Here is a 14,775-nt window from a genome sequence, read left to right as displayed (position 1 = left end):
CGCGCCATCGGGGATGCGCCGCCCAAGGACATACGATGGACCGCATCCACATCACCGGCGGCGCGCCGCTCAACGGCGTGATCCCGATCTCGGGCGCCAAGAACGCGGCGCTGCCGCTGATGATCGCCAGCCTGCTCACCGGCGAGACGCTGGAACTGATCAACGTGCCGCGGCTCGCCGACATCGCCGCGCTGACGCGGATCCTGGGCAACCACGGCGTCGACCACATGGTGGTCGGCAAGCGCCCCGGTCAGACCACCGAGACAGGCCAGACCATCCGGCTCACCGCCTCGAACGTCATCGACACCACCGCGCCCTACGACCTCGTCTCGACCATGCGGGCGAGCTTCTGGGTGATCGCGCCGCTGCTCGCCCGGTTCGGCGAGGCCAAGGTGTCGCTGCCCGGCGGCTGCGCCATCGGCACCCGGCCGGTCGACCTGCTGATCATGGCCTTGGAGAAGCTCGGGGCCGAGATCGAGATCGACGCCGGCTACGTGGTCGCCCGCACGAAGAACGGCCTGCGCGGCGCCGAGATCGTCTTCCCCAAGGTCACGGTCGGCGGCACGCATGTGGCGCTGATGGCGGCTGCGCTCGCCTACGGGACCACGGTGATCGAGAACGCCGCCCGCGAGCCGGAGGTCGTCGACCTCGCGGAGTGCCTGAACAAGATGGGCGCGAAGATCCGCGGCGCCGGCACGCCCCATATCGAGATCGAAGGCGTGGCCCGTCTGAACGGCGCCCGCCACGCGGTCCTGCCCGACCGGATCGAGACCGGCACCTACGCCATGGCGGTCGCGATGGCCGGCGGTGACGTCGTCCTGAAGGATACGCGAGCCGATCTGCTGCACGCGGCCCTCGACATCCTGTCGACCACGGGCGCCGAGATCACCCCGGTCGAGGGCGGCATCCGCGTGCGCCGCAACGGCGCCGGCATCGCGGCGGTCGACGTCACCACGGACCCGTTCCCGGGCTTCCCCACGGATCTGCAGGCGCAGTTCATGGCACTGATGACGCTGGCCAAGGGCCAGTCGCATATCCGCGAGACGATCTTCGAGAACCGGTTCATGCACGTGCAGGAACTGGCCCGGCTCGGCGCGAAGATCCGCCTCGAGGGCGACCTCGCCATCGTCGAGGGCGTGGAGCGGCTGAGGGGGGCACCCGTCATGGCCACCGACCTGCGCGCCTCGGTGTCCCTGGTGATCGCGGGCCTCGCCGCCGAAGGCGAGACCCAGATCAACCGGGTCTACCATCTCGACCGCGGCTTCGAGGCGCTTGAGGCCAAGCTCGGCCGCTGCGGCGCGCAGATCGAGCGCGTCCGGGCCTGAGCGACCCCTGCGATCCGGGACGTCGATGGACGTCGGCGGGCCGCCGATGTCGTCTGAACCCTGACCGCCGATCCGGGGCGCGGGATCCGGTTCTACGGCCGGGCCCAGGGCGGGCGGCCTCTGCTCGATCTGCAGGACGGCGGCGGAGACGAGAACCGGCACGTCTGTGCGGTCGATCGCCGGGACCAACCGGGACCTGACGCCCATTCCGGGCGGCGCGGCCGGGCTCGTCCGGGTCAGCCAGACGAGCCCCCTCACGGGGAGGCGTTCCGCGCGCAGGTGATCCGGGCGATCGGCGATCCGGACACCGCGGCGGGGCTGGACCTGATGCGTGCGCGCTCGCCGGTTCACCGAGCCGGCGGGATCCGGGCGCCCCTCCTGATCGCGCAGGGCGCCACCGCCCCCCGGGTGAAGCAGGCCGAGTCCGACCAGAGGGTCGCAGCCCTCGATGCGAAGCGCCTCACGGTGACCGATCCGCTGTTCCCGGACGAGGGCCACGGCTTCGTGCGGCCCGAGAACCGCCTCGCTCTCTATGCCCGGGCGGAGGCCATCCTGGCCCGGCATCTCGGAGGCCACGCCGAGAGCCTCCGGACGCGGCGGCCGAGGCGGGCCATGCCCCGCAGGTCATGCGCGACAGCGGATGCTCAATCCTCGATCTGCCCGCGCCTGTAGCCGAAGCCGGGTATGTCGCAGCCGCAGGGCGCATTGGGCGGCGCCGGGCGCGTCAGGCATGTGCCGCGGGCGGTCACGCAGACGCTGTCATCCCACGACCGCCCCGGGCCGGTGCGCCATTGAGGCCGGATCCGGTCGGACGCATCGTCGAATGGCGGCGGGGGCGGAGGCCAGCCGTAGCCATCGTCGGCGGGCGGTGGCGGCCGGCGATCTCGGGGCGGCGGGGCGTAGACGTCCCGGTCCGGACCCGGTCGGCCGTAGATGTAGGGCCGCGCGTCGGGACCGACCTGCGCACCCGCGGGACCGGCCGCGTGAATCCCCAGGGCCAGCGCCGCCAGAGTCGCGTGCGTCGTGAACTTGGCCATCCTCGACCCTGCCTCGACCCTGCTTCGATGCGTCCGCCCCGCCTCTAGCCGACGGCGCTGGGTCGAGCCTGTGCCCCGTCCGCACCCGGCATCCTCAGGTCGGGCGTTGCCCGAACGGGGCTGCGCCGCTACCTACGCCCTGCCGCGGGGCCCCTCGCCGACCGGCCCACGCCCCGCGTTCGCCGAGGACCCTCTGCATGGAGCTGCTCAAGCTCGCCGCCCTCGACATCGAGGACTTGACCGTGATCTCAGCCCACCTGCAGGACGCGATCCTCCGGCCGGAGGATCTGACCTATCTCGCCGGTGAGCAGCGCTTCCTCATGGCGGTGCGACGCTTCGACTGGACACCGGACGCCCCGCCCCGGCGGCGCCTCGCCGGCCTGCACATTGAGCGCGTCCGGGGCGTGAAGAGCCGCGGCCTGAAGCCGGGCGACGCCACGCCGATGAGCCTGCTCGCGCTGACCTTCGAACAGACGGATGCGCCGTCGGGTCACATCGATCTCGTCTTCTCGGGCGGTGCGGCCCTTCGGCTGGAGGTCGAGTGCATCGAGGTCCGGATGAAGGATCTCGGCCCGGTCTGGGAATCGGCCACCCGTCCCGGCCACGACATCGACACCGACACGACCGCCGGCCCGGCGGCCTGACGCGAGACAGAGAGCTTTCCGATGGTCCGGCTCGACAGCAGCGATCCGAATTTCGCCACCGCCTTCGCGCATCTCCTGACGGTGAAGCGTGAGATCGCCGAGGACGTGGACGAAGCGGTCCGCGCCATCATCGCCGACGTCGTCGCACGCGGCGACGCGGCCCTGGTCGACTTCACGCGCCGCTTCGACCGGCTCGGCACCGATTTCTCAGCCGAGCACCTGCGGGTCACCGACGCGGAGATCGCCGCGGCGGTCGCCGCCTGTCCGCAGGAGTCCCTCGAGGCCCTGCGCCTCGCCGCCGAGCGGATCGAGAGCTTCCATCGGGCGCAGCGGCCCACGGACCATCGCGCCACCGACGCGCTGGGCGTCACCGCCGGCTGGCGCTGGACGGCGCTCGAATCGGTGGGGCTCTACGTCCCGGGCGGGACGGCGAGCTATCCCTCCTCGGTGCTGATGAACGCGCTCCCCGCCCGCGTCGCCGGCGTGCCGCGGCTCGTCATGGTCGTGCCGACCCCCGACGGCCAGATCAATCCGCTGGTCCTGGCCGCCGCGCAGCTCGCCGGCGTCCACGAGGTCTACCGGGTGGGCGGGGCCCAGGCGGTGGCCGCCCTCGCCTACGGCACCGCCACCATTGCTCCTGTCGCCAAGGTCGTCGGGCCCGGCAATGCCTGGGTCGCCGCGGCCAAGCGCCGGGTCTTCGGCCAGGTCGGGATCGACATGATCGCCGGCCCCTCCGAGGTGCTGATCCTGGCCGACGGCCACGCCAACCCGGACTGGGTCGCCGCCGACCTGCTGGCGCAGGCCGAGCACGACGTCGCCGCCCAGGCGATCCTGATCACCGACAGCGCAGACCTGGCGGACGCCGTCGAGGTGGCCGTCGAGCGCGCCCTCACAACCCTGCCCCGTCAGGAGATCGCCCGGGCGAGCTGGCGCGACTACGGCGCCGTCATCCGGGTCCGGACCTTCGACGAGGCCGTCCCCCTCGTCGACCGCCTCGCCCCCGAGCACCTGGAGATCGAGACGCAGGATGCGGAGGCGCTCGCCGCCAAGGTGCGCAATGCCGGGGCGATCTTCCTCGGCTCGCACACGCCGGAGGCGATCGGCGACTATGTCGGCGGCCCGAACCACGTCCTGCCCACCGCCCGGTCCGCCCGGTTCTCCTCCGGCCTCGGGGTGCTCGACTTCATGAAGCGGACGACGATCCTCGCCTGCACGCCGGAGAGCTTGCGGGCGCTCGGCCCGGCGGCGATAAACCTCGGCCGGTCCGAGGGCCTGGAGGGGCACGCCCGCTCCGTCGCGATCCGGTTGAACCTGTGAGGTTTTGGGGATGGCGGAGAAGCAGCGCGGGCCGAACCGCCTCGCGAAGGTGAGCCTGGACGAGGCGTCCATCGCCCGCGGCAACCCGGATCAGGAGCACGAGCGGGCCATCGCGCTCTTCGACATCCTGGAAGACAATGTCTTCGCGATCCCGGGCCGAGAGGGCCCCTACGCCCTGACGCTGGGCCTCGTCGAGAACAAGCTGTCCTTCGCCATCACCACGGTGGAGGGCGAGCCGGTGATGACGCACCTCCTGTCGCTGACGCCATTCCGTCGGGTGATCCGCGACTACGAGATGATCTGCGAGAGCTACTACAACGCGATCCGCACCGCCTCGCCATCGCAGATCGAGGCGATCGACATGGGTCGGCGGGGCCTGCACAACGAGGCGTCCGAGACGCTCAAGCAGCGGCTCGACGGCAAGGTCGACCTCGACCACGACACGGCCCGCCGCCTGTTCACCCTGATCTTCGCGCTGCACTGGAAGGGCTAGGGCGCCCTCCGCGCCGACCGGCGATGGCTGAGCCCGTTCCAGAGCCTCCTCCCGACGCCTCTCCGAAGAGGCGGCGGGTGCAGTCCGTCCTGTTCATGTGCAATTACAACGCCGTGCGCTCCGTCGCGGCGGAAGCGATCGCGCGCGCCTATTTCGGCAAGTCCACCTATGTGCAGTCGGCCGGAGTCCGGTCCGGCGAGCCCACCGATCCGTTCATGATCGCGGCCCTCGACGAGATCGGGATCGATGCCAGCCGACACCGCCCCCGCACCATCGAGGAGTTGGAGGATTGGGAGGGGCTGAACTTCGACCTGATCATCACCCTGGCGCCGGAGGCCCATCACCGGGCGCTGGCCCTGACGCACACGCTCGCGGCCGATGTCGAATACTGGCCGACTCCGGATCCCACGCTGGTGCAGGACGCGTCACGGGAGCAGCGTCTCGAGGCCTATCGTGAGGTCCGCGACGGGCTCACCCGGCGGATCAAGGCTCGTCTGAAGGCGTAGGCGGGCGGCGTCTCTTCCTGACGATCGCGCATCGCCGAGCGGCGGATCGCCGATGCCGTGCCTGCGGACTGTCGCGCGCGGGGTTCCGCGGGTCCGCCGCGTCAGCCGCGATCGCCCACCAGCCAGGCCCGGATCCGGCCGGCGAGGAGCGGCCGGGCGCGAATGACGTCGTCGCCGTCGAGGAGCGGCGAGTCTGCGAGCGTCGCGAGATAGGCGTCCTCGGCGCTGCGGCAGGCGCGGAAGGCAGCGTCTACGGCCAGATCCCGGTCCGTCAGCGCGGCTTGAATCCCGAAGTTGCGGCTGACGCAGTCGCGCCACGCAGCGTGGCGGAGCTCGGTCTCGCTCGCGGCCCGCGCGGTGCCGCAGGCCGCGGCGACGAGGACGATCGCGAGGAGCGGGGCCGGCATCACGTGGCGGGCTCGCGGCATCGTTCAGGCACTCCGTCACCCGACAGAGTGGCGGCGCAGGGTTATCAATCCGTTAAGATGTGGTGCCCGCGGCGCGGGTTCCACTGCCGGAGGTGGGCCTTGATCAGCGGTTGGCGGTGGTGACCGGGGAGGTGACGCCGCCGAGCGAGACCCAGGCGACGGCGTCCTGGCTCTCGCGCTTGATGAACACGTAGCCGGTCTTGTGCCAGGGCAGGATCGCGTTGGTCTTGTTGTCGAGCACCAGGTCGCCCCGGTCGGTGATCAGGGTGAGCACCGCGTGGCCCTCGCCCTTCTCGTCGATCACCACGGTCATGCGCATCGCCCGCCGCGGCAGGCCGGCCTGGGCCAGCAGATGGCGCTTGAGCAGCTGGAAGTCCTCGCAGTCGCCGATGCCGTCCTCGGCCAGATCCCACCGGTCGGCCACGTGCAGGTGGTCCTGATCGGTCATCGGCTCGACCGCCTTGTTGACCCGCCGGTTCACCGACACGATCGTCGCCCAGGTGGCGGGCGTCAGGCTGATCCGGGCCGGTTCGCCCCGGTCGAGCGCGCATTCGGCCGCGTAGTTCTGGCAGAAGGTCGTCCAGGCCGCGATCGGCTTGGCATCGCCCTGCACTCGGGCACCGGCTTCCGTCGGCAGGCTCGCAAGCGTCTGCGCCTGGACACCGGTGGCGAGGCCCGCAATGCCGAAGACCGCGAGGGCGGCGACGGCGGCGCGGCGGCTCCGGGGCAGCCGACGCGCTGCGGGTGCCTCGACCCGTCTCTGCATCATGGAAACCGCGAACCGCATCGCCGGACCCAACCGTTAAGCTCTCGTTAACGAAAGCTCTCACGCCGGCGGGCCGGCGGCAATGCGCCGATTAACAAAAGGTTAATGCTGTGCGCAACGCGGATAATCGTTCAGTCGTCGTTCCGAGCCGGCATGTCCCCGCGATGCGCGAAAACGTGAAGGCACACCAAGGTCTTCGTGGCCTAGATCCGTCGTTATCCCGGCGTCGCTCCACCGAGAAGAAGCCTGTGGGCGGCAGGAGGACGACTTATGCGGCGCGCAGCAGACAGGATCGCCGGGCTCATTCTGGCCGGACTTGCAGCAGGAACCCTCGGAGCCGTTTCGACATCCGCCGCCCCAGCCGGCGCGGCATCGACCGACCTGAAGAGCGAGGGACCGACGCAGCCGGCGAAGGTCCAGGACGGCCAGTACACCGACAAGAACGGCGATCCGACCTACCACGTCACGGACGGCGGCAAGAAGGTCGACTGGTACACCATGTCCGGCTACGTGCGGTACAATTCCAACTGCATCGTCTGCCACGGCCCCGACGGGATGGGCTCGACCTACGCACCGTCGCTTGTCGATGCCCTCAAGGGCATGGACTACGCGCACTTCGCCGGCATCGTCGTGGGCGGCAAGAAGGACGTGAACGCCTCGCAGGAGCTGGTCATGCCCGCCTTCGGCGATAACAAGAACGTCATGTGCTACCTGCCGGACATATTCACGTATCTCCGCGCCCGTTCGGACGGAGCGCTCGGTCGCAACAGACCGCCGGAGCACGAGCCCAAGCCCGCTGCCTTCGAGAAGGCCGAGGACGCCTGCATGAAGTGAACGCCGCCTCCCGGGCCTCGGACCGAGATTGAACCTGCCCGGGGGGCGACACGCCCCGTTGCACCGCTCGGTTGCGCACGACATACTCTGCACAAGACGCTGAAGAGCAGGCGCCAAGCTTGCCGAGGGGGTCGCAGGGGATGGAACGTGGCTCAAGGATCGGGAGTGCGCCGCCATCTCTGCGGCATCTGGACGGCCTGGACCGATGCGGCCGGGGCCGCCGACGCGGCCGCTGAGGTCGCCCGGGCCGTCGGGGGCTCGGCCCTGTCACAGATCGTCGTGTTCTTCTCGGCGGATTACGACGCGGAGATCCTGGCCCGCGCGCTGGAAACTTGGTTCCCCGGCGTCCCGGTGGCGGGCTGCTCGATGTCGGGAGGCATCGCCCCGGCCGGAGGCCTCGACCGCGGCCTCGTGGCCATCGCGTTCCCGGCGGAGCGCTTCCGCATCGTCTCGACGGTCCTCGACGCCATCGACCACCTCGACGTGGAGCGGACGGCCTCCGCGGTCCGGGCGCTGCGCCGGACCCTCGACCCGCTGGACCGGTGCCGCGAGGTCGACATGGCCGCGTCCGGCCACCGCTTCGCCCTGTCGCTGATCGACGGGCTCGCCAACGCCGAGGAGACGGTCGTCTCGGCCATCGCCTGGGCGCTCGACGGCATCCCGATCGTCGGCGGCTCGGCCGGCGACGACCTGCGCTTCCGCGACGCCGTCCTGCTCCACGGCGGGAAGATCCACCGGAAGGCGGCGGTCCTGGTCCTCGTGGAGACCGACTTCTCGGTGGAGATCTTCAAGAGCGACAATTTCGAGCCGACCCAGACCAAGTTCGTGGTGACGGCCTCCGATGGCGAGCGCCGGACCGTGCACGAGCTGAACGCCGAGCCGGCAGCCCGGGAATACGCGATGGCGATCGGCCTCGACCCCGAGGGCTTGTCGCCGATGAGCTTCGCCGCCTACCCGCTGGCTGTGAAGGTCGGCGGCGAGTATTTCTGCCGCTCGATCCGGCGCATGAACGAGGACGGGTCGCTCAGCTTCTTCTGTGCGGTGGACGAGGGCGTTGTGCTGACCCTCGCCGAACCGCGCGATATCGTCGCCTCGACGCGGGCCGAGCTGGCGCGCCTCGACGCGGTTCTCGGCGGCGTCGACCTGATCATCGGCTTCGAATGCGTGCTGCGACGGCTCGACGCCGAGAGCCGGCAGGTGCGCCACGGCATTGCCGACCTCTATCGCCGCTACAACGTCGTCGGCTTCGAGACCTTCGGCGAGCAGTACAGGGCGATGCACCTGAACCAGACCTTCACGGGCATCGCCATCGGCAAGACCCTCGCCGGCAGTGCCCCGGGGGCGGAAGCCACCCCCGTCGCGTCGTGACCCTGCATCCGAACGGTCTCGAGACCGACGCGTCCCTGCACCGGCGGATCGAGAAGCTCGAGCGCATCAACGCCGCGCTGATGTCCCATGTCGAGCGCTCCATGGATCAGCGGGGCAGCGCCTATTCGCTGTTCCAGACCGCGATCATGCTGGAGGGCCGGGTCCGCACCCGCACCGAGGAGCTGACCGGGCTGATGCACCGGCTGGAGCGCTCCAACGAGGCGCTGGCCGCCGCCAAGGAGGAGGCCGAGACCGCCAACCGCTCCAAGACCCGGTTCCTGGCCGCGGCGAGCCACGACCTGCTTCAGCCGGTCAACGCCGCCCGCCTGTCGATTTCGGCGCTGGCCGATCTCGACGTGCCGCCGGAGGCGCGCATCATCGCGGGCCAGGTGGATCGCGGCCTGCAGACCATCGAGGATCTGATCAAGACGCTGCTCGACATCTCGAAGCTCGATGCCGGGATCGTGCGGCCGCAGATCCAGCCGGTGTTCCTGCCCGACCTGCTGGCGGAGCTGGCCGAGAGCTTCAAGCCGTTCGCGGAGCGCAAGGGCCTGCGGCTGTCGCTGCGCTGCCCCGACGTCACCGTCACCAGCGACGTGATGCTCCTGCAGCGCATCCTCCAGAACCTCGTCTCCAACGCGGTCCGGTACACAAGCGTCGGCGGGATCGTTCTCGCGGCCCGTCGGCGGTCCGGCGGCATCCGGATCGAGGTGACCGATACCGGCTGCGGCATCGCCGCGGAGGAATGCGACCTCGTCTTCGACGAGTTCTTCCGCGGCGGCGCCCGGACCGGCAGCGGCGAGGAGCCGGGCCTCGGCCTCGGCCTGTCGATCGTCCGCCGTATGGCGCAGGCCCTCGACCACCCCCTGCGGCTGCGCTCCCGGATCGGCCACGGCACCCGGGTCGCCCTGACGCTGCCCGTGAGCACGATCCCGGCGGCCGTCGCCCCGCCCGCTCCGGTGGCGACCCGGCTCTCGGGCGCGCACTTGCTCGTCGTGGAGAACGACCCATCCACGTCCGACGCCCTCGCCCGCCTCCTTCAGAACTGGGATGCCCGGGTCTCGACCTTCCGCGACCTCGCGGGGGTGCGGGCCGCCGTAGAGGCCGGCGCCCCGCGGCCGGACATCCTGGTGCTCGACTACCATCTCGACGACGGCGCCTGCGGCCTCGACGTGGCCAACTACCTCCGGGCCGCGCACGCCGATCCGGTCCCGGTCATCGTCACCACCGCCGACCATTCCGATGCCGTCGAGGACCGGGTCACGGCCGCCGGGGCGGAACTCGTGCACAAGCCGATCAAGCCGGCGCAGCTCCGCTCCCTGCTCACCTACATGCTCGCCTGAGCGGCCTGCGGCGGTCCGCGCTTCGACCGGCGGCACGCCTCGCGCTGCCTGCGGACAGGCGGACCTCGGGAAAGCCGATTCCCCGCCGGACAAGGGATGGGTCGCCCCGCGGCGGAGCATGGGCCCCCGACGCGGCACCCGTCCGACGCGAACAAACCTGCCCGTGCCGTGACATAGGACACACGACGCCCCTCGACGTGCCGTGCCGCCTGCGCGACAGGGAACAGCGTCCGCGGCGCGTCCTGCGTCCGGATTTTCCCAGCCATCGACGTCACGGACCCGCCGGGACGCCGCAGGAGCGCGCAGGAATGGCGCAGGTCCCGCTCGGTCCAGCCGGCGGCCGTCACGGACACCCGCAGAGGCACCCGCAGGGGCCTTCGCATGATGGCCTGCCGCCCCGCGAGCGCGTCCTCGCCATGGCGGCGATCGCGCTGGCCATGACCATGGCGGTCCTCGACGGCGCCATCGTCAACGTGGCGCTGCCCGTCATGGCCAAGGATCTGGCGGTCAGGCCGGCCGACGCGATCTTCGTGGTCAACGCCTACCAGATCGCCGTCACGGCCACCCTCCTGCCGTTCGCGGCGCTGGGCGACATCTTCGGCTTCCGACGCGTCTACCTGCCGGGTCTGGCCGTCTTCGTGGCCGCCTCGCTGGCCTGCGCGCTGGCGCCAAGCCTGCCGCTGCTGATCGCCGCCCGGATCGTCCAGGGGCTCGGCGCCGCGGCGATCATGAGCGTGAACATCGGCTTCGTCCGTTTCATCTACCCCCACCGGATGATCGGCCAGGGGGTCGCCAACGTCGCGCTCGTGGTGGCGGTGGCCTCGGCCGCCGGCCCGACCGTGGCGGCCGCGATCCTGTCGGTGGCGACCTGGCCCTGGCTGTTCCTCGTCAACATCCCCGTGGGCCTGCTGGCCCTGGCGGTGGCGTCCCGGACCCTGCCGGCGACGCCGGCGAGCGGCCGCCCCTTCGATCTCGTGAGTGCCGTCCTCAACGCCCTGACCTTCGGCCTGCTGATCATCGGCATCGACGGGCTTGGCGATCCGGAAGCCCGGGGCATCGCCGTCCTCGAACTCGCGGCCGCGATCGCGGTCGGCGCGGTGTTCGTCCGGCACCAGATCCGGCTGGCCGCGCCGCTCCTGCCCGTGGACCTGCTGCGGATCCCAGCCTTCGCCCTGTCGATGGCGACCTCCGTCGCCTCGTTCTGCGCCCAGATGGTCTCCTACGTGGCGCTGCCCTTCTATTTCCAGGACGTGCTGCACCTCTCCAGCACGCAGACCGGCTTCCTGCTCACCCCCTGGCCGATCGCGGTCGCCGCGATGGCGCCGATCTCCGGCCGCCTTGCGGACCGGTATCCGCCCGGGATCCTGGGCGGGATCGGCCTGGCCATGATGGCCGTCGGTCTGGTCTGCGTGACGATCCTGCCGGCCGCTCCGACGACCCTCGATATCGTCTGGCGGCTGACCCTGTGCGGTCTCGGCTTCGGCCTGTTCCAGTCCCCCAACAACAAGGTGATCGTCACGTCGGCGCCGCGCGAACGGGCTGGGGGGGCGAGCGGGATGCAGTCGACGGCGCGGCTCACCGGCCAGTCGCTCGGCGCAGCTCTGGTGGCGGTGATCTTCGGCCTGACCCACGGTCTCGGGGCCGAGCGGGCGGTAACCCTGTCGCTCTCCTGCGCGGTGGCGCTCTCGGTGATCGGCGGCTGCGCCAGCGTCCTGCGGCGGAGTCGGAGCGGCTAACCGGATCGCGTATGCCACCCGGGACGCCGGCTTGCGTTGATGGGGTGTGTCCCATGCTGGAGCGCCCCATGGATCTCGATCTCACCGGCCGGAAGGCCCTGGTCACCGGGTCGACCGGCGGCATCGGCTACGCCATCGCCAAGGAACTCTGCGACCTCGGTGCGGAGGTCGGCATCAACGGTCGCACGCCCGAGCGGGTCGAGGCCGCCCTCGCGAAGCTGCGGGGCGAGACGCGGGCCGGCCGCGCCTTTGCGGCACCGGGCGATGTCGCCACCGCTGAGGGCGTTTCAGCCCTGGTCAAGGCTGTCCCGGCGGTCGACATTCTGGTCAACAACACCGGGATCTTCGAGCCGAAGCCGTTCTTCGAGATCCCGGATGCCGACTGGCAGCGCTTCTTCGACGTCAACGTGATGAGCGGCGTGCGCCTGTCGCGCGCCTACACGCCCGGCATGGCAAAGCGGGGCTGGGGACGGGTGATCTTCATCTCCAGCGAGTCGGGCATCAACACGCCGACCGAGATGGTCCATTATGGAATGACCAAGACGGCGCAGCTCGCGATTTCCCGCGGTCTGGCGCAGACGGTGGCCGGCAGCGGCGTGACGGTCAACAGTGTCCTGCCCGGCCCGACCCTCTCGGAGGGTGTCGCGGACTTCATGCGGCAGATGGCCGGAGGCGCAGCCGATACCGACCTCGAGGCCATGGGCCGGAAATTCGTCGCGGAGCATCGCCCCTCGTCGCTGATCCAGCGACTGGCGCGGGTGGACGAGGTGGCCAATCTCGTCGCCTATCTCTGCAGCCCGGCCGCGAGCGCCACCACCGGCGCCGCCCTGAGGGTCGACGGAGGGGTCCTGCAGGGCCTCGCTTGAAGCCGGGATCGGCGGGGGCAACGCCGGCGACCGCCGAAGCGGGGCTCGAACCGTGCGGGTCTGGGACGGCAAAATCCGCGCGGCGGCGCATCGACAAGCCCGCGCTGGCGATACGTCGGGCGCCTCGGGTTCAGGCGGCGCGTTCGCCACGAGGGATCGGACCGGCGGCTCTGGATGCCGGACTCTCGTCCGCGTCATACCAAGCCACACGGCCGGTCTTCCCGTTCGACGGGGAACGCCGCAGGGCTCCTAGAGCCGTCGGCCCGGAGAGAATGCCGGACTTGGCTCTAGGGCGCGATCAGGCCTTCAGGTGCGCAGCGAGATGCTTGTTCATCTCGAACATCGTGCACTTGTCCTTACCGAAGACCTTCTTGAGCTTGTCGTCGGCGAGGATCTCACGCTTGTTCTGCGGGTTCTGAAGGTTGTTCTTCTTGATGTAGTCCCAAACCTTGCTGACCACCTCGCCGCGCGGCAGCGGGCTGGTCCCGACGATGGCGCCGAGCTCGGCCGACGGCTTCAGCGGCTGCTGCAGAGCGTTCGGCTTGGCGCCGGCCGACTTCTCGGCGGCGGGCTTCGCAGCCTTGGCCGGGGCGGCCTTCTCCGCAGTCTTGGTGGTCTTGGCCGCCTTGGGCGCAGCCTTCTCGGTCTTTGTGGCCATCAACATCCTCCGGTTCTCGGGCCGCAGGCCGGGGCATGATCGCCCCACGGCCGAGCCAGCATAGCAGCAACTAAGCGGTGCCGCCGCCGTTCCAAGGGGAAATTGCCTTTGGAAACGCCTCATCCACAAGGCAGACGCAGAAATCCCCTGCGGGATCGCCGGAAGGACGCCGCCGCCAAGATTATTCGGCCGACCGCCGGGCGTGAAACCTGCCTTTAACAATCCTGCACGTGAAGTACAGGCATGTTTGCCCCGACCCTCACGCTCGCGCTCCTGCTCGCCACCGGACTGGTCACGAGTCTCGGTCTCCTGGTGCGGGCCGAGCCTTCCGCGCCCGGCATCGCGCCGGGCCGCGGCTTGGTCTGAACGCGCCGGAATTGCAGCGCCCGTCCACCGGGTGCATCAGCCCGCCCGCATGACCGATCCGATCACCCTCGCCAGCCCGGAAAGCACCGCCCACGTCGTCCAGGTGGCGCTGAGCCCCGTGTTCCTGCTGTCGGGCATCGCGACGCTGCTCAACGTCTTCGGCGCGCGGCTCGCGCGCGTGGCCGATCAGGCCGACCACGTCTCCGGGCTCCTCGCGGGCGCCGGCGATGCGGAGCGCATCCTCCTCGGACGGCGCCTGGATCGGCTGCACCGGCGCTCGCTGGCCCTGGATGCCGCCGTGTTCCTGGCCGCGCTGGGCGGCGTGGCGACCTGCGGATCGGTGCTGACCCTGTTCGTCGGAGCCATGCGCGACAGCACGGTCACGACATTGCTGTTCGGTCTGTTCGGCGCGGCGATCCTCTGCACCCTGTGCGCCCTCGTGGCCTTCGGGTTCGAGATGCTGCTGGCCAGCCGATCGGTCCGCGACCGGATCAATCAGCGGCGGAGGAGCGCCGGGATACCACCCGACCTCTGAGAGGCCGGCGCTCGCCCGGCCACCGGCTCAGGAGGCGGAACCCGTCCCGGCCCAGGCGCTTAGTGAGCCAGGGACCGCCACGCGGGCACGATCCCGCTCATGGATCGGGAGACATCATGCCGACGGACCTGCCCAACGAACGCGCCTTGAGAAAGCCCGGCACCCTGGAGCTCGATCCCGCCGGCGAGGGCATCGCCATCGACGAGAGCCCCCGGCTGATCGCGTCGAACAAGGTCGAAGGCACCGCCGTGTACGACAGCAGCGGCCGCCACCTGGGCGCCGTCCACAATTTCATGGTGGACAAGGTTTCCGGACAGGTCGCCTACGTGGTGCTGGCCTTCGGGGGATTCCTCGGATTGGGTGAGACCCACCACCCGCTTCCCTGGAAGGCTCTGACCTACAGCACCGAATTCGGCGGCTACGTGATCGACATCGATCCGGCGGTCCTCGCAGGCGCATCGAGCCCCGGCGCCGGCGAAGACGAAGTCGCCGATCCGAGCTATCGCGCCCGGATCTAGACCTTCGACGGCCCTTACGCGCGCCCCTCCTGAGC

The 14,775-nt window shown here is 70.5% G+C and carries 18 protein-coding genes; 14 read left to right on the top strand and 4 right to left on the bottom strand.

All coding sequences use genetic code 11. The annotated features are described in order from the left end of the window. Window positions 1–35 precede the first annotated feature (35 nt). Window positions 36–1,325 (top strand): UDP-N-acetylglucosamine 1-carboxyvinyltransferase, encoded by a 1,290-nt coding sequence (gene murA / locus A3862_RS14170; protein ID WP_043357121.1) that lies wholly within the window; start codon window positions 36–38, stop codon window positions 1,323–1,325. Between the two features lie 279 nt (window positions 1,326–1,604). Further along, window positions 1,605–1,997: an alpha/beta hydrolase family protein gene (locus A3862_RS14165; RefSeq protein ID WP_043758852.1), complete on the top strand. Its 393-nt coding sequence runs from the start codon at window positions 1,605–1,607 to the stop codon at window positions 1,995–1,997. Here the strand turns inward: A3862_RS14165 and A3862_RS14160 are convergent. Further along, entirely contained in the window at window positions 1,970–2,362 is a 393-nt protein-coding gene (locus A3862_RS14160) for a hypothetical protein (protein ID WP_043758854.1), read from the bottom strand. The genes A3862_RS14165 and A3862_RS14160 overlap by 28 nt on opposite strands. Window positions 2,363–2,559: 197 nt before the next feature. Here A3862_RS14160 and A3862_RS14155 point away from each other — a divergent pair, with 197 nt between their 5' ends. The 4 genes from A3862_RS14155 to A3862_RS14140 are packed head-to-tail and all read left to right on the top strand — an operon-like array spanning window position 2,560 to window position 5,322. Continuing rightward, entirely contained in the window at window positions 2,560–3,006 is a 447-nt protein-coding gene (locus A3862_RS14155) for a DUF2948 family protein (protein ID WP_043351500.1), read from the top strand. Between the two features lie 21 nt (window positions 3,007–3,027). Next, window positions 3,028–4,323 (top strand): histidinol dehydrogenase, encoded by a 1,296-nt coding sequence (gene hisD / locus A3862_RS14150; RefSeq protein WP_043351501.1) that lies wholly within the window; start codon window positions 3,028–3,030, stop codon window positions 4,321–4,323. Between the two features lie 10 nt (window positions 4,324–4,333). Then, window positions 4,334–4,816 carry a UPF0262 family protein gene (locus A3862_RS14145; RefSeq protein WP_043387537.1) on the top strand — a complete coding sequence of 161 codons (483 nt, stop codon included), beginning with the start codon at window positions 4,334–4,336 and terminating at the stop codon, window positions 4,814–4,816. 23 nt (window positions 4,817–4,839) lie between these two features. Further along, entirely contained in the window at window positions 4,840–5,322 is a 483-nt protein-coding gene (locus A3862_RS14140) for an arsenate-mycothiol transferase ArsC (protein ID WP_043387536.1), read from the top strand. Window positions 5,323–5,423: 101 nt separating this feature from the next. Here the strand turns inward: A3862_RS14140 and A3862_RS14135 are convergent, their stop codons facing one another. Further along, window positions 5,424–5,750: a hypothetical protein gene (locus tag A3862_RS14135; RefSeq protein ID WP_043387534.1), complete on the bottom strand. Its 327-nt coding sequence runs from the start codon at window positions 5,748–5,750 to the stop codon at window positions 5,424–5,426. A gap of 103 nt (window positions 5,751–5,853) precedes the next feature. Beyond that, window positions 5,854–6,519 carry a transglutaminase-like cysteine peptidase gene (locus A3862_RS14130; RefSeq protein WP_420845316.1) on the bottom strand — a complete coding sequence of 222 codons (666 nt, stop codon included), beginning with the start codon at window positions 6,517–6,519 and terminating at the stop codon, window positions 5,854–5,856. Between the two features lie 267 nt (window positions 6,520–6,786). Between A3862_RS14130 and A3862_RS14125 the strand changes: the two genes are divergently transcribed. The 5 genes from A3862_RS14125 to A3862_RS14105 all read left to right on the top strand — a co-directional run bounded on the left by A3862_RS14125 (window position 6,787) and on the right by A3862_RS14105 (window position 12,663). Beyond that, window positions 6,787–7,350 (top strand): c-type cytochrome, methanol metabolism-related, encoded by a 564-nt coding sequence (locus A3862_RS14125; RefSeq protein ID WP_043358028.1) that lies wholly within the window; start codon window positions 6,787–6,789, stop codon window positions 7,348–7,350. A 165-nt stretch (window positions 7,351–7,515) separates the two neighbouring features. Then, window positions 7,516–8,718, top strand: a complete 1,203-nt coding sequence (locus A3862_RS14120) for an FIST signal transduction protein (RefSeq protein ID WP_418287715.1) — start codon at window positions 7,516–7,518, stop codon at window positions 8,716–8,718. Next, window positions 8,715–10,061, top strand: coding sequence for an ATP-binding response regulator (locus tag A3862_RS14115; RefSeq protein WP_043758861.1), 1,347 nt, complete (start codon window positions 8,715–8,717; stop codon window positions 10,059–10,061). Before A3862_RS14120 ends, A3862_RS14115 begins: the two co-directional genes overlap by 4 nt. Window positions 10,062–10,369: 308 nt before the next feature. Continuing rightward, the gene (locus tag A3862_RS14110; RefSeq protein ID WP_075380738.1) at window positions 10,370–11,797 is read left to right on the top strand and encodes an MFS transporter; all 1,428 of its coding nucleotides are present in this window, start codon (window positions 10,370–10,372) and stop codon (window positions 11,795–11,797) included. A 68-nt stretch (window positions 11,798–11,865) separates the two neighbouring features. Then, complete coding sequence (locus A3862_RS14105; RefSeq protein WP_043758864.1) at window positions 11,866–12,663, top strand: SDR family NAD(P)-dependent oxidoreductase; 798 nt, start codon at window positions 11,866–11,868, stop codon at window positions 12,661–12,663. Between the two features lie 298 nt (window positions 12,664–12,961). Here A3862_RS14105 and A3862_RS14100 read toward each other — a convergent pair whose 3' ends face one another. Further along, window positions 12,962–13,321 carry an SWIB/MDM2 domain-containing protein gene (locus A3862_RS14100; protein WP_043356955.1) on the bottom strand — a complete coding sequence of 120 codons (360 nt, stop codon included), beginning with the start codon at window positions 13,319–13,321 and terminating at the stop codon, window positions 12,962–12,964. A gap of 243 nt (window positions 13,322–13,564) precedes the next feature. Here A3862_RS14100 and A3862_RS32365 point away from each other — a divergent pair, with 243 nt between their 5' ends. The 3 genes from A3862_RS32365 (at window position 13,565) to A3862_RS14090 (ending at window position 14,740) form a co-directional block, all read left to right on the top strand. Then, window positions 13,565–13,687, top strand: coding sequence for a hypothetical protein (locus tag A3862_RS32365; protein WP_257787383.1), 123 nt, complete (start codon window positions 13,565–13,567; stop codon window positions 13,685–13,687). Between the two features lie 49 nt (window positions 13,688–13,736). Beyond that, complete coding sequence (locus A3862_RS14095; RefSeq protein ID WP_043356961.1) at window positions 13,737–14,222, top strand: DUF2721 domain-containing protein; 486 nt, start codon at window positions 13,737–13,739, stop codon at window positions 14,220–14,222. 116 nt (window positions 14,223–14,338) lie between these two features. Beyond that, window positions 14,339–14,740, top strand: coding sequence for a PRC-barrel domain-containing protein (locus A3862_RS14090; RefSeq protein ID WP_043356953.1), 402 nt, complete (start codon window positions 14,339–14,341; stop codon window positions 14,738–14,740). Window positions 14,741–14,775 lie beyond the last annotated feature (35 nt).

The sequence above is a fragment of the Methylobacterium sp. XJLW genome, from assembly GCF_003254375.1.
In the GTDB taxonomy this organism is placed as follows: domain Bacteria; phylum Pseudomonadota; class Alphaproteobacteria; order Rhizobiales; family Beijerinckiaceae; genus Methylobacterium; species Methylobacterium fujisawaense.
This window is presented reverse-complemented; position numbering and strand designations above follow the sequence as displayed.

What these genes read in the sequence shown, in the direction of transcription:
- A3862_RS14110 (WP_075380738.1), top strand. Translation starts at nt 10,370, where the DNA reads ATGGCGCAGGTCCCGCTCGGTCCAGCCGGCGGCCGTCACGGACACCCG.
- A3862_RS14145 (WP_043387537.1), top strand. Translation starts at nt 4,334, where the DNA reads ATGGCGGAGAAGCAGCGCGGGCCGAACCGCCTCGCGAAGGTGAGCCTG.
- A3862_RS14155 (WP_043351500.1), top strand. Translation starts at nt 2,560, where the DNA reads ATGGAGCTGCTCAAGCTCGCCGCCCTCGACATCGAGGACTTGACCGTG.
- A3862_RS14140 (WP_043387536.1), top strand. Translation starts at nt 4,840, where the DNA reads ATGGCTGAGCCCGTTCCAGAGCCTCCTCCCGACGCCTCTCCGAAGAGG.
- A3862_RS14130 (WP_420845316.1), bottom strand. Translation starts at nt 6,519, where the DNA reads ATGATGCAGAGACGGGTCGAGGCACCCGCAGCGCGTCGGCTGCCCCGG.
- A3862_RS14135 (WP_043387534.1), bottom strand. Translation starts at nt 5,750, where the DNA reads ATGCCGCGAGCCCGCCACGTGATGCCGGCCCCGCTCCTCGCGATCGTC.
- murA (WP_043357121.1), top strand. Translation starts at nt 36, where the DNA reads ATGGACCGCATCCACATCACCGGCGGCGCGCCGCTCAACGGCGTGATC.
- A3862_RS32365 (WP_257787383.1), top strand. Translation starts at nt 13,565, where the DNA reads ATGTTTGCCCCGACCCTCACGCTCGCGCTCCTGCTCGCCACCGGACTG.
- hisD (WP_043351501.1), top strand. Translation starts at nt 3,028, where the DNA reads ATGGTCCGGCTCGACAGCAGCGATCCGAATTTCGCCACCGCCTTCGCG.
- A3862_RS14095 (WP_043356961.1), top strand. Translation starts at nt 13,737, where the DNA reads ATGACCGATCCGATCACCCTCGCCAGCCCGGAAAGCACCGCCCACGTC.
- A3862_RS14100 (WP_043356955.1), bottom strand. Translation starts at nt 13,321, where the DNA reads ATGGCCACAAAGACCGAGAAGGCTGCGCCCAAGGCGGCCAAGACCACC.
- A3862_RS14125 (WP_043358028.1), top strand. Translation starts at nt 6,787, where the DNA reads ATGCGGCGCGCAGCAGACAGGATCGCCGGGCTCATTCTGGCCGGACTT.
- A3862_RS14090 (WP_043356953.1), top strand. Translation starts at nt 14,339, where the DNA reads ATGCCGACGGACCTGCCCAACGAACGCGCCTTGAGAAAGCCCGGCACC.
- A3862_RS14105 (WP_043758864.1), top strand. Translation starts at nt 11,866, where the DNA reads ATGGATCTCGATCTCACCGGCCGGAAGGCCCTGGTCACCGGGTCGACC.
- A3862_RS14160 (WP_043758854.1), bottom strand. Translation starts at nt 2,362, where the DNA reads ATGGCCAAGTTCACGACGCACGCGACTCTGGCGGCGCTGGCCCTGGGG.